We start from the raw sequence: 11,843 nt of genomic DNA, 5'->3' as shown, positions 1-11,843 counted from the left end.
GTGGTGGGGAGCTCATACGGGCGGCGCGTCGCGGCGGGCCCGGGGCGCGCCGGCCGGGGTGGCGCCCGGGCGGCCGGGTGGTGGCGAACCTCCGGCGGAGAGGCGACGATGGGGCAGGGGATCCCGTACGGGTGGGGGATCTTCGTCCCCTAGGGGACGGGTGGTTCTCCGGGAGGAGGGGCACGCGCCATATCGCGTGCCAGGATGGAGAGGTAACCGACGACGGAGGTGGCCCCGAATGCCTTTCGAAACGATCGCGTGGTTCCCGCTGTGCACCGGGCTGACCATCGCCGGCCTGGTGCTGAGCTTCATGGCGTTCCGGCGGCGCGGTGCGGCGTCGGGCATGCGGACGGCGGCGTGGGCGCTGCTGCCGATGGCCGCCTACCTGACCGGGGCGCTTCAGGCGTTGTGGACGATCGGCTCGACCGTGGTGGGCTTCGTGACGAGCCTGGTGTTCAACCCGCTGGTGTGGGCGGGGGTGGCGGTGGCCGGGTTGTCGGCGGTGCTGTTCGTGGCGTCCGGTGTGATGCGCGGACGCAAGCTCAGGGCCGGCGGGCGCACCAAGGAGGCGAAGGCCGCCGCAGGTCAGGAGCCTGCCAAGGCCGGGAAGGCGCCGCAGGCGGCACCCACGAAGCCGGCGGTGGAGCCGAAGAAGGCGGGCAAGGGCGACGAGGACTTCTCCGACATCGAGGACCTGTTGCGACGCCGCGGCATCAGCTGAGCGGGTGTCGTGTCACAGTTCCGAGACGCAACCGGGACGGGGTCTTGACATTCTCGTCAAGATCAATACGAATGAGTTTCGCGTGAATCACAGTTGAGCCACACTGCGGTCCGAGGGACTAGTCAGCGCAGCTCAGGGCATAGATCCTGCCTCCTGAGGTCGCGACGAGCGGTCTGTATCGCGAACGAGCAGACAACGTCGTCTGAAATCCAGGGGGCTATCCGGCATGACCGCACCGCTTGACGTTTCCGGTTCCGCCCAGGAGGCGCGTCCGGAGTCCGTGCTCACGGGAGCGGGCAAGGCGGTTCAGGGCCGTTCCCTGAGCCGGATCGCCTGGATGCGGCTGCGCCGGGACAAGGTGGCACTGGCGGGCGGGATCACCGTGATCCTGCTCGTGCTGATCGCGATCTTCTCCACGCCCATCATCAACCTGATCGGCCATCCGCCCCTGGAGTTCCACCAGGACCAGATCGACCAGAGCACGCTGCTGCCCAAGGGCGACTTCGGCGGCATGAGCGGCGAGTACCTGCTGGGCGTCGAGCCGGTCAACGGCCGCGACATCTTCAGCCGCATCGTCGCCGGCGCCTGGATCTCGCTGCTCATCGGCATCCTGGCCACGCTGGTGTCGGTCGTCATCGGCACGGTCATGGGCGTGATCGCCGGCTACTACGGCGGCTGGGCCGACCAGATCATCGGCCGTCTGATGGACGTGTTCCTCGCCTTCCCGCTGCTCGTGTTCGCCATCGCGCTGGCCGGCGTCATCCCCGACAAGGGGTTCGGGCTGGAGGGCAACGGGCTGCGGATCGCGATGCTCGTCTTCATCATCGGCTTCTTCAGCTGGCCGAGCATCGGCCGCATCGTCCGGGGGCAGACGCTGTCGCTGCGCGAGCGCGAGTTCGTCGACGCCGCCCGGAGCCTGGGAGCGCGCAACGGCTACATCCTGTTCCGGGAGATCCTGCCCAATCTGATGGCGCCGATCCTGGTCTACGCGACGCTGCTGATCCCGACCAACATCCTCTTCGAGGCCGCGCTGTCGTTCCTGGGCGTCGGCATCAACCCGCCGACCCCCACGTGGGGCGGCATGCTCTCGGAAGCGGTGCGCTTCTACACGCTGCCGCACTTCGTGCTGTTCCCCGGCTTGGCGATCTTCATCACTGTCCTGGCGTTCAACCTGTTCGGCGACGGCCTTCGGGACGCCTTCGACCCGCGGGCGCACTGATCTCTTCGCCCTGCTCCATCCCCATCTCCACTAACAAGGGGTAGTCAATGAGAAGGAAATCCGCACTGGCGGCGGCCGCGACAGCGGCGCTCGCCATGGTGCTCTCCGCCTGTGGCGGCGGAGGGGGCGGCAATTCCCAGCAGCCCGCCCAGTCGGCGTCCGGCGCAGCCGCGCAACCCGCGTTCAACGCCGGGCTCACCGAGGTGTTCAACCCTTCGACCAAGAAGGGCGGCACTCTGAAGGTTGCCAACTACGCAGACTGGGACAGCCTCGACCCCGCTGACACGTACTACGGCTACTCGTTCAACTTCGGCCGGTACTACTGGCGGACGCTGACGACGTACAAGACGGGGCCCGGTCCCGGTGGCAACACGGTCGTCCCGGACCTGGCCGAGGCGCTGGGCGAGCCGAGCGACGAGGGCAAGACCTGGACGTACAAGATCAAGAGTGGCCTGAAGTTCGAGGACGGCTCCCCGATCGCGGCCAAGGACGTCGCCTACGCGGTGGCCAGGTCGTTCGACAAGGAGACGTTCACGCACGGCCCGTCCTACCTCAACGAGCTGCTGGCCTGGCCGAAGGACTTCAAGGGCGTCTACAAGACCCCTGACGTCGACTACAGCTCCGCCGTCGAGGCGACCGACGACACCACCGTCGTCTTCCACCTGAAGGAGCCGTTCGCCTCCTTCGACTACATCGTGCAGATGCCGATGACCGCCCCGGTGCCCAAGGACAAGGACACCGGCGCGAAGTACAAGGACCACGTGATCTCCTCCGGCCCCTACAAGTTCGAGACGAACGAGGCCGGCAAGCGTTTCAGCCTGGTGCGTAACGAGAACTGGGACGCCGCGACCGACCCGAACCGCCCGGCCCTGCCGGACAAGATCGAGGTCCAGCTCAACGTCAACGCCGACGACGTGGACAACCAGCTCATCTCCGGCGACGTCCACCTCGACGTCCAGGGCACCGGCCTCCAGCCGGCCGCGCTCGGCAAGGTGCTGCCCGACCCCGCGCTGAAGGCGCGCACGGACAACCCGACCATCCCGCGGCTCTGGTTCGTCTCGGTCATCCCGGACACCCCCCCGCTGGACAACATCGAGTGCCGCAAGGCCGTCATGTGGGCCGCCGACCGCGTCGCCAACCAGACCGCCTTCGGCGGCGAGGTCGCCGGTGGCGAGATCGCCACGAACGTGATGCCGCCGCCCATCGTCGGCCAGGAGAAGTTCGACCTGTACGCGAGCCCGGACAACAAGGGCGACGTGGCGAAGGCCAAGGCCGCCCTCACCGCCTGCGGCCAGCCGAACGGCTTCTCCACCACGATGACGTTCCGCGCCGACCGCCCGCGTGAGAAGGCGCTGGCCGAGTCGATGCAGCAGGCGCTGGCCCGGGTCGGCATCAAGCTGACGCTCAAGGGCTTCCCCGGCTCCAGCTACTTCTCGGACTACGCCGGCAACGTCAACTACGTCAAGAAGAACGGTGTCGGCCTCGCCGCCCACGGCTGGGGCTCCGACTGGCCTGACGGCTACGGCTTCCTGCAGGCCATCGTCGACAGCCGCACCATCCGCCCCGCGGGCAACTACAACCTCAGCGTCAAGAGCGACAAGGTCGACGGCCTGATCGACCAGGCCAAGGTCGAGCTCGACGAGACCAAGCGCAACAAGCTGTGGGTCGACGTCGACAAGGCCGTCATGGAGGACGCCTCCATCCTGCCGGTGGTGTGGGCCAAGTCGCTGCTCCTGCGCGGTCAGGGCGTGACGAACGTCGCTTACAACGAGGGCCAGAGCCAGTACGACTACGCCCTGCTCGGCGTGGAGTGACCAGGCGGGCTTCGGGGAACTAGCGAAGGCAGGTGAAGGCAGGGATGGCCTGCCCGGCGACGGGCAGGCCATCCGGCCGGCAGCGGTGCTCACATACATCATCAGACGATTCATCGGCGCGATCGCCATGCTGATCGTCATCAGCATGGTCACCTTCGGCATCTTCTTCGTGGTGCCGCAGTGGGCCGGTTCCACTCCCGAGGCGATGGCCTCCCGGTACGTCGGCCGCGCCGCCACGCCGGAGACGGTGCACCTGGTCGCCCAGAAGCTCGGCTTCTACGACCCGGTGATCGTCCAGTACGGCCGGTTCGCCAAGGGCATAGTCGCCGGTGCCGAGTACGACTACGGCGCCGGGGTCGAGCAGTGCCCCGCGCCCTGTTTCGGCTACTCCTTCATCTCCGGCCAGCCCGTGTGGCCGGACCTGCTGGACCGCATGCCGGTGACGTTCTCGCTGGCCATCGGCGCGGCCCTGCTCTGGGTGCTGGGCGGGGTGTCGGTTGGCGTGCTGTCCGCGTTGCGCCGCGGCACCTTCTTCGACCGGCTGTCGATGGGCACCGCGCTGGCCGGGGTGTCGCTGCCTATCTTCTTCACCGGCATGCTCTCCCTGGTCGTCTTCAGCTACGGACTGGGCTGGACACCACCGGGCGGCTCGTGGACGGACTTCACCGAGAATCCGGCGCAATGGGCCTACAACCTGCTGCTGCCGTGGATCACGCTGGCGTTCCTGTTCGCCGCCACCTATGCCCGGCTCACCCGCGCGGGCATGCTGGAGACCATGGGCGAGGACTACGTGCGCACCGCCCGGGCCAAGGGCCTGACCGAGCGTGACGTCGTCGTCAAACACGGCCTGCGTGCCGCGCTGACGCCGATCCTCACCCTCTTCGGCATCGACTTCGGCCTGCTCATCGGCGGCGCCGTCCTCACCGAGACCACCTATACTCTGCCCGGGCTCGGCCAGTTCGCCATCCTGGCCATCCGCAACCAGGACCTGCCGCAGGTGATGGGCGTGGTGTTGTTCGCCGCCTGCTTCGTCGTGGTCGCGAGTCTGATCGTCGACCTGCTCTACGCCTGGGTCGACCCGAGGGTGAGGTTGTCGTGAGTTTCCTGGACGTCAAGGATCTCAAGATCCATTTCCCGACCGACGACGGCCTCGTCAGGTCCGTCGACGGGCTCACCTTCGGCCTGGAGCGCGGCAAGACGCTCGGCATCGTGGGCGAGTCCGGCTCCGGCAAGAGCGTGACCAGCCTCGGCATCCTCGGTCTGCACAAGGGCGGCCGGGCCAAGATCTCAGGCGAGATCTGGCTCGACGGCGAGGAGCTCGTCTCCGCCCCCGCCGAACAGGTGCGCGGGCTGCGTGGCAAGAAGATGGCGATGATCTTCCAGGATCCGCTGTCGTCCATGCACCCCTACTACACGGTCGGCCACCAGATCATCGAGGCGTACCGGATCCACCACGACGTCAGCAAGCAGGTGGCCCGCAAGCACGCCGTCGACCTGCTCGGGCGCGTCGGCATCCCGGAGCCGGCCAACCGCGTCGACAGCTACCCGCACGAGTTCTCCGGCGGCATGCGCCAGCGCGCCATGATCGCCATGGCGCTGTCGTGCGACCCCGAGCTGCTCATCGCCGACGAGCCGACCACCGCGCTCGACGTCACCGTGCAGGCCCAGATCCTCGACCTGATGCGTGACCTGCAGCGCGAGTTCAACTCCGCGCTCATCATCATCACCCACGACCTCGGCGTCGTGGCGGAGCTGGCCGACGACATCCTCGTCATGTACGGCGGCAAGTGCGTCGAGTACGGCTCGACCGACGAGATCTTCTACAGCCCCGAGCACCCCTACACGTGGGGGCTGCTGGGCTCGATGCCCCGCCTCGACCGCGAGCCCACCGAACGGCTGCTGCCCATCAAGGGCTCGCCGCCGTCCCTCATCAACGTGCCGCCCGGCTGCGCCTTCCACCCGCGCTGCCCGTACGCCGACCGCACCGAGGGGCGGGCGTCCACCGAGGTGCCGGACCTGGCGCCGACCGAGCGCGGCCACCTGGTGCGCTGTCACATGCCCAGGACGGAGCGGCGGACGCTGTGGGAGAACGAGATCAAGCCAGTGCTGGAGACCCAGTGAGCGAGAACGAGCCGCTTCTGTCCGTACGGAACGTGGAGAAGCACTTCCCCGTCACCGCGGGCCTGTTCAAGAGGCAGGTCGGCGCGGTCAAGGCGGTCGACGGCATCAGCTTCGACGTGTTCAAGGGCGAGACGCTCGGCCTGGTGGGGGAGTCCGGCTGCGGCAAGTCGACCACCGGCAGGCTGGTCACCCGGCTGTTGGAGCCCACCGGCGGCGCGATCGACTTCGAAGGCCGCGACATCACCCACCTGAGCCAGGGCAAGCTGCGCCCGCTCCGTCGCGACATGCAGATGATCTTCCAGGATCCCTACTCGTCGCTGAACCCCCGCCACACGGTCGGCGCCATCGTCGGCGCCCCGTTCCGCATCCAGGGCGTCAAGACGGACAACGGCGTCAAGAAGGCCGTCCAGGAGATCCTGGAGCTGGTCGGGCTCAACCCGGAGCACTACAACCGCTACCCGCACGAGTTCTCCGGCGGCCAGCGCCAGCGCATCGGCATCGCCCGCACGCTCGCGCTCAAGCCGAAGCTGATCATCGCCGACGAGCCCGTCTCGGCGCTGGACGTGTCGATCCAGGCCCAGGTCGTCAACCTGCTGGAGGACCTGCAGAAGGAGCTCGACCTCACCTACGTGGTGATCGCGCACGACCTGTCGGTGGTGCGGCACATCAGCGACCGGGTCGCTGTCATGTACCTCGGCAAGATCGTGGAGATCGCCGAGCGCAAGCGCCTCTACAGCTCGCCCATGCACCCCTACACCAACGCGTTGCTGTCGGCGGTGCCGGTGCCCGACCCCAAGGCGCGCAAGGAACGCGAGCGGATCCGCCTCAAGGGAGACGTGCCCAGCCCGCTCAACCCGCCGCCCGCGTGCCGCTTCCACACCCGGTGCTGGAAGGCCCAGGAGATCTGCAAGACCGTGGAGCCGCCGCTGGAGAGCCTGGCGAGCGGGCACAGCGTCGCCTGCCACTTCCCGGAGAACGCCCCCGTCGCCGCCACGGCCGACACGGCGGGCAAGGACTGACAACCGCCGCCCTGTCCCGGCCCTCGGGTCAGGACAGGGCGCCCGGCGTGATCAGGCCCGTCTCGTAGGCGAGCACCACCGCCTGCACGCGGTCGCGCAGCCCCAGCTTCGTCAGCACGTTGCCGACGTGCGTCTTGACCGTGGTCTCGCTCACCACGAGCTTGGCGGCGATCTCCGCGTTGGACATGCCCTTGGCGATCAGCCGCAGCACCTCCAGCTCACGCTCGGTCAGCCGGTCGAGCCGGGCCGGCGTGGCCTCCTCGTAGGCCGCGGGCAGCCGGGCGGCGAAGCGGTCCAGCAGCCGCCGGGTCACGCTCGGCGCCACGATCGCGTCGCCCGCCGCCACCACCCGGATGGCCTGCACCAGCTCGTCCGGCGGCACGTCCTTCAGCAGGAACCCGGAGGCGCCCGACCGCAGCGCCTCCACGATGTACTCGTCGAGGTCGAAGGTGGTCAGCACGAGCACCTTCGGCACGTGCGCGGCCGGCGCCGCCTCACGGACGATCCGGCGGGTCGCCTCGATCCCGTCGACCCCCGGCATGCGGATGTCCATCAGCACGACGTCGGGCAGCAGCGCCCGCGTCTGCTCCTGGGCGCCGGCGCCGTCACCCGCCTGGCCCACGACCGTGATGTCGGGCTCGGCCTCGAGGATCAGGCGGAACCCGGTGCGCAGCAGCGGCTGGTCGTCGACCAGCAGGACTCTGATCGTCATCGCTCGTCCTTCAACGGGAACCTTGCCCGCACCTCGAAACCGCCCCCCGACTTCGGACCCACGTCAATGATCCCACCATAGAGGGCGACCCGTTCGCGAATGCCCACCAGCCCATGGCCGGGCGGCCGCGCCGCCGCCGCCGTGCCCAGGCCGTCGTCCTCGACTCGTACGTCGAGCTCGCCCGGACCGTGCCGGACCGTCACCTCGGCCCGCGCGCCCGCCCCCGCGTGCCGCAGGCTGTTGGTCAGCCCCTCCTGGACCAGCCGGTAGGCGGCCAGGCCGACTCCCGCCGGGAGCGGCCGCCCCGCCTCGCCCTCCACCGACAGGCCGGTGTCGAGGCCGGCCTCGCGCATCTGCTCCACCAGCGCGGGCAGGTCGCACAGGCCCGGCTGCGGCCCCAGCTCGGCGCGCGTGCCGGCGCGCAGCACGCCCACCAGGTCGCGCATCTCCGCCATCGCGAGGCGGCCGGTGTTCTCGATCGCCGACAGCGCCTCGCGGGCCAGCTCCGGATCGGCCGCCAGCACCTTGCGGGCGGCGGCCGCCTGCACCGTCATCACGCTCACGTGGTGGGCGACCACGTCGTGCAACTCGCGGGCGATCCGCGAGCGCTCCTCGGCCCGGGCCGCCCGCGTGTCGGCCGCGTGCGCGCGCTCCAGCCGGGCCGCCCGGTCCTTCAGCTCGGCCAGGTAGGCGCGGCGCAGCCGCAGGCTCCGCCCGGCCCCCCACAGCGCGACCAGCACCACGAGCACCACGAGGTGGTCGCTCCAGCGGGCCGTCGTCACCGGCCCGGCCGTAGCCCCCACCGTGTAGACGGCCAGCGACAGCAGCAGCCCGCACAGCGCCGCCGCCAGCCCCCGGTGCGCCGCCACGGAATAGAGCAGCACCAGCCCCGCGGGCGCCGCGGGCCCGAACCCGTAGCCGAGCGCGGCCAGCAGCGTCTGGGGCACCAGGCTCGCGCACAGCCCCGCCAGCGGCCACCGCCGGCGCGCCGCCACGGGCACCGACATCAGCAGCACGAGCAACACGCCGAACGCGTCGGCAGGGCGGGCCCACTCGGCGCGGGCGACGCCCTGGAGGAGGAACAGCGGCACCGAGACCACGGCCACGAACAGGGCGAGGACCGAGTCATGGAACGTTGTTCGGCCGGTGCGCACCGCTTCACTGTAGGCCCGGGTGAGAGCCCGTAACCTCCTCCCCAAGAAGGATTAGGCTCCTACAGCTCGTCGCTCGCCGCGCGCCGGTTGCTCCTGACCGTGTCGCCCGGCTGCCGGTCGGGCACCGGCGGGGGAGTGCCGCCGAACTCCGGGCACAGCGCCTGATGGTCGCACCAGTCGCACAGCCGGCTCGGCCGCGAGCGCCACTCGCCGGTCTCCAGCGCCCGCTCGATCGCCGCCCACAGCGCCCGCACCTTGCGCTCGGTGGCCAGCAGGTCGGCCTCGTCGGGCGCGTAGCGCAGCACCTCGCCCCGGCCGCCCAGGTAGACCAGCTGCAGCAGCCGGGGCACCTCGCCGCGCAGCCGCCACAGCACCAGCGCGTAGAACTTCATCTGGAACAGCGCCTTGGCCTCCCAGTCGGGCCCCGGCGCGCTGCCCGTCTTGTAGTCGACGACCCGCACCTCGCCGGTCGGCGCCACGTCGAGCCGGTCGACGTAGCCCCGCAGCATCAGCCCGCCGTCGAGCACCGCCTGCACGTAGAGCTCGCGCTCGGCCGGCTCCAGCCGGGTCGGGTCCTCGAGCGTGAAGTAGCGCTCCAGCATCGCGCGCGCCTGCGCCAGCCACTCGGCCCGCTCGGCGTCGTCGGCGAACATCTCGCCGTAGAGCGGCTCCTCGGCCAGCAGCCGCTCCCACTGCGGCTCCAGCAGCTCCAGCGCCGCCCGCACCGAACGGCTCGGCGCCGGCAGGTCGTAGAGCCGCTCCAGCACCGCGTGCACCACCGTGCCGCGCACCGCCGCCTGTGACGGCTTCTCCGGCAGCTGGTCGATCACCCGGAACCGGTAGAGCAGCGGGCAGGTCATGAAGTCGCCCGCCCGGGACGGGGAGAGGGCTCCGATGATCACCGGCTCGGTCAGCGTCATGCACCGCACTCTAGGTCACCGGCCCGACATAATACGGCGGCGAGTCCTGGATCACGTGGCCCGGCGCGTAGCATCAAGGGCAGCGGCGGCATCCCACGATGCGGCCGGTGGCGGTGCGGACGGCAAGGAGTGCGGTGAGCGAGCAGAGCCCGCGACAGGAGTTCTCCGGTATCCGGATGGGGAAGCCCTTCGGCATCCCGGTCTACGTGTCGTGGACGTGGTTCATCGTCGCGGCCTTCATCACCTGGCTGTTCGGCGACACCGTGCGCGCCATGCTGCCCGAGCTGTCCACCACCGCCGCCTACGCGGTCGCCTTCGTCTTCGCCGTGCTCCTGTACGTGTCGGTCCTGCTGCACGAGCTGGCCCACAGCGTCCTGGCCAAGGCCTACGGGCTGCCGGTGCGCCGCATCACCCTCTATCTCCTGGGCGGCGTCTCGGAGATCGAGAAGGAGCCGCCCACGCCCGGCAAGGAGTTCATGGTCGCCGCGGCGGGCCCGGTGCTGTCGCTCGGCCTGGCGGGGATCGGCTACGTCGCCGACGAGTTCCTCATCACCGGCGGCGGCATCCCGCAGGTGCTCATCTGGCAGCTGTGGGTGGCCAACCTCATCGTGGGCGTGTTCAACCTGCTGCCCGGCCTGCCGCTGGACGGCGGCCGGCTGCTGCGCGCGGGCGTGTGGAAGCTGACCAGCAACCCCGGCACCGGCACCGTCGCCGCCGCGTGGGGCGGCCGCGTCCTGGCCGTGGCGCTGGTGGCCATCCCGTTCGCGATGGCCACGATGACCGGCCAGGAGCTCGACCCGCGTGACCTGATCTGGCCGCTGGTGCTGGCCTCCTTCATCTGGGTCGCCGCCGGTCAGTCGCTCAAGGCGGCCCGCTTCCGGGCGCGCATCCCGCAGCTCAACGCCCGCGGGCTGGCCCGCCGGGCGATCCCGGTGACGGCCGAGACGCCGCTGGCCGAGGCGCTGCGCCAGGCGTCCGAGAGCCGGGCGGGCGCGCTCGTCGTGGTCGACCACGACGGCCGGCCGCTGGCGATCGTCAACGAGTCGGCCGTCCAGGCCACCCCCGAGCACCGCCGGCCCTGGGTCAACGTGGGCTCCATGGCCAAGTCGCTGGAGCCGTCCGTGGTGCTGGCCGCCGACCTGGAGGGCGAGGCGCTCATCGACGCCATGCGCGAGGCGCCGGCGGGCGAATACCTGCTCGTGGAGCGGGGCGGCGAGATCTACGGGGTGCTCGCCACCGCCGACGTCAACCGCGTCTTCATCGGCGTCTGATTTGTCCCACTCGTCTAAGCGACTGCCCCCGGATAGTGTCAGTGATCGGGATGCCGGAGATTCGATGATGCGACGTCTGGCCGATAGTGTGCTGTTTGCCCGAGCTTGCACAGTCGGGGGGCGGCGCGGCGGCCTCGCGTGGGGGATGCGTATGGGTGCCGTCATACCGCCGGCCTTCGGTAAGGAGAGTTGAGTGACCGAGCGCAGCACGGTCATGAGGGAGGACTCATGACGGACCACGGCTTCGGGACCGTGCGCCCGCTTCCCGGCGACGGCCTGGTCGCCTATCTGGGCGGCCTGCTGCTGGTGTGCGACGCGGACGAGGCCGCCGGCGCCGGCCTGATCGAGGCGCTGCGCGAGACGGCGGCCTCCGGCGGCGACGGCAGGGCCCTGGCCCGGCGCGCCGCCCAGGTGCTCGCCGCCAACATGGCGGGCGACCCGGCCACCTGCGCGGTCGCGGGGCCGGTCGGCGGCGGCGTGGCCGTCCTGGTCAGCGGCTCGGCCTCGGCCACCGTCATCACCGCCGCGGGCGAGACCCGCCTGGCCGGCAGCGACTCGCTCACCTGGTCCGACCGGCTGATCGCCGGCCCCGTCGAGCGGATCGAGCTCAGCCTGCCCGGCGCCCGCGCCCCGCACCCGGCCGTCGGCTTCTCCGGCGGCGTCGTGCACGGCGGCGGCATCGCGGGCGACCTGAGCGACGCGGACGACCTGAGCGGCATGGGCGGCATGAGCGAGACGGGTGGCCGGGCGGACGCCGGGTTCGCCGCCGACCGGGCCGAGCGGGCCGACCGGGCCGACCGGGCTGAGCGGGCCGCCTCCGCCCCGTCCAGGCCGCTCACCAGCGAGATGCCTAACACGGCCCTGCACATGGAGCCCGACCTGCTGCCGCGCG

At 70.6% G+C, this 11,843-nt stretch carries 10 protein-coding genes and 1 pseudogene; 8 read left to right on the top strand and 3 right to left on the bottom strand.

Annotated elements, in window-relative coordinates:
- Positions 1-238: 238 nt before the first annotated feature.
- The 6 genes from ADY59_RS44125 (at position 239) to ADY59_RS44100 (ending at position 6,894) form a co-directional block, all read left to right on the top strand.
- The gene (locus tag ADY59_RS44125) at positions 239-721 is read left to right on the top strand and encodes a hypothetical protein (RefSeq protein WP_049576349.1); all 483 of its coding nucleotides are present in this window, start codon (positions 239-241) and stop codon (positions 719-721) included.
- A 226-nt stretch (positions 722-947) separates the two neighbouring features.
- Complete coding sequence (locus tag ADY59_RS44120; protein ID WP_049576347.1) at positions 948-1,940, top strand: ABC transporter permease; 993 nt, start codon at positions 948-950, stop codon at positions 1,938-1,940.
- Between the two features lie 47 nt (positions 1,941-1,987).
- Positions 1,988-3,754 carry an ABC transporter substrate-binding protein gene (locus tag ADY59_RS44115; protein WP_049576343.1) on the top strand — a complete coding sequence of 589 codons (1,767 nt, stop codon included), beginning with the start codon at positions 1,988-1,990 and terminating at the stop codon, positions 3,752-3,754.
- A gap of 85 nt (positions 3,755-3,839) precedes the next feature.
- A complete protein-coding gene (locus ADY59_RS44110) occupies positions 3,840-4,853 on the top strand; it encodes an ABC transporter permease (protein ID WP_049576340.1) in 1,014 nt (337 codons plus the stop codon).
- The gene (locus tag ADY59_RS44105) at positions 4,850-5,875 is read left to right on the top strand and encodes an ABC transporter ATP-binding protein (protein ID WP_082310863.1); all 1,026 of its coding nucleotides are present in this window, start codon (positions 4,850-4,852) and stop codon (positions 5,873-5,875) included. Before ADY59_RS44110 ends, ADY59_RS44105 begins: the two co-directional genes overlap by 4 nt.
- On the top strand, positions 5,872-6,894 hold the full coding sequence (locus ADY59_RS44100; protein ID WP_197094141.1) for an ABC transporter ATP-binding protein: 1,023 nt from the start codon (positions 5,872-5,874) through the stop codon (positions 6,892-6,894). The genes ADY59_RS44105 and ADY59_RS44100 overlap by 4 nt, the downstream gene beginning before the upstream one ends.
- A 28-nt stretch (positions 6,895-6,922) precedes the next feature.
- Here the strand turns inward: ADY59_RS44100 and ADY59_RS44095 are convergent, their stop codons facing one another.
- From ADY59_RS44095 to ADY59_RS44085, 3 genes are read right to left on the bottom strand one after another with little or no spacing between them, the layout of a single operon-like run.
- Positions 6,923-7,606: a response regulator gene (locus tag ADY59_RS44095; protein WP_049576333.1), complete on the bottom strand. Its 684-nt coding sequence runs from the start codon at positions 7,604-7,606 to the stop codon at positions 6,923-6,925.
- Complete coding sequence (locus ADY59_RS44090) at positions 7,603-8,760, bottom strand: sensor histidine kinase (RefSeq protein ID WP_049576330.1); 1,158 nt, start codon at positions 8,758-8,760, stop codon at positions 7,603-7,605. Before ADY59_RS44090 ends, ADY59_RS44095 begins: the two co-directional genes overlap by 4 nt.
- A gap of 59 nt (positions 8,761-8,819) precedes the next feature.
- Positions 8,820-9,680, bottom strand: a complete 861-nt coding sequence (locus tag ADY59_RS44085) for a RecB family exonuclease (protein ID WP_049576328.1) — start codon at positions 9,678-9,680, stop codon at positions 8,820-8,822.
- Between the two features lie 134 nt (positions 9,681-9,814).
- Between ADY59_RS44085 and ADY59_RS44080 the strand changes: the two genes are divergently transcribed.
- Together ADY59_RS44080 and ADY59_RS44075 are read left to right on the top strand one after the other, a co-directional pair.
- Positions 9,815-10,951: a site-2 protease family protein gene (locus ADY59_RS44080; RefSeq protein ID WP_231619183.1), complete on the top strand. Its 1,137-nt coding sequence runs from the start codon at positions 9,815-9,817 to the stop codon at positions 10,949-10,951.
- 228 nt (positions 10,952-11,179) lie between these two features.
- A pseudogene (locus ADY59_RS44075) lies at positions 11,180-11,843 on the top strand (FHA domain-containing protein); the annotation flags it as partial.

Origin of the sequence: Nonomuraea sp. SBT364, from assembly GCF_001083785.1 — a bacterium.
GTDB lineage: Bacteria > Actinomycetota > Actinomycetes > Streptosporangiales > Streptosporangiaceae > Nonomuraea.
This window is presented reverse-complemented; position numbering and strand designations above follow the sequence as displayed.

Excerpts from the sequence above, each read along its gene's own strand:
- ADY59_RS44085 (WP_049576328.1), bottom strand. The coding sequence starts at position 9,680 with ATGACGCTGACCGAGCCGGTGATCATCGGAGCCCTCTCCCCGTCCCGG.
- ADY59_RS44095 (WP_049576333.1), bottom strand. The coding sequence starts at position 7,606 with ATGACGATCAGAGTCCTGCTGGTCGACGACCAGCCGCTGCTGCGCACC.
- ADY59_RS44125 (WP_049576349.1), top strand. The coding sequence starts at position 239 with ATGCCTTTCGAAACGATCGCGTGGTTCCCGCTGTGCACCGGGCTGACC.
- ADY59_RS44115 (WP_049576343.1), top strand. The coding sequence starts at position 1,988 with ATGAGAAGGAAATCCGCACTGGCGGCGGCCGCGACAGCGGCGCTCGCC.
- ADY59_RS44120 (WP_049576347.1), top strand. The coding sequence starts at position 948 with ATGACCGCACCGCTTGACGTTTCCGGTTCCGCCCAGGAGGCGCGTCCG.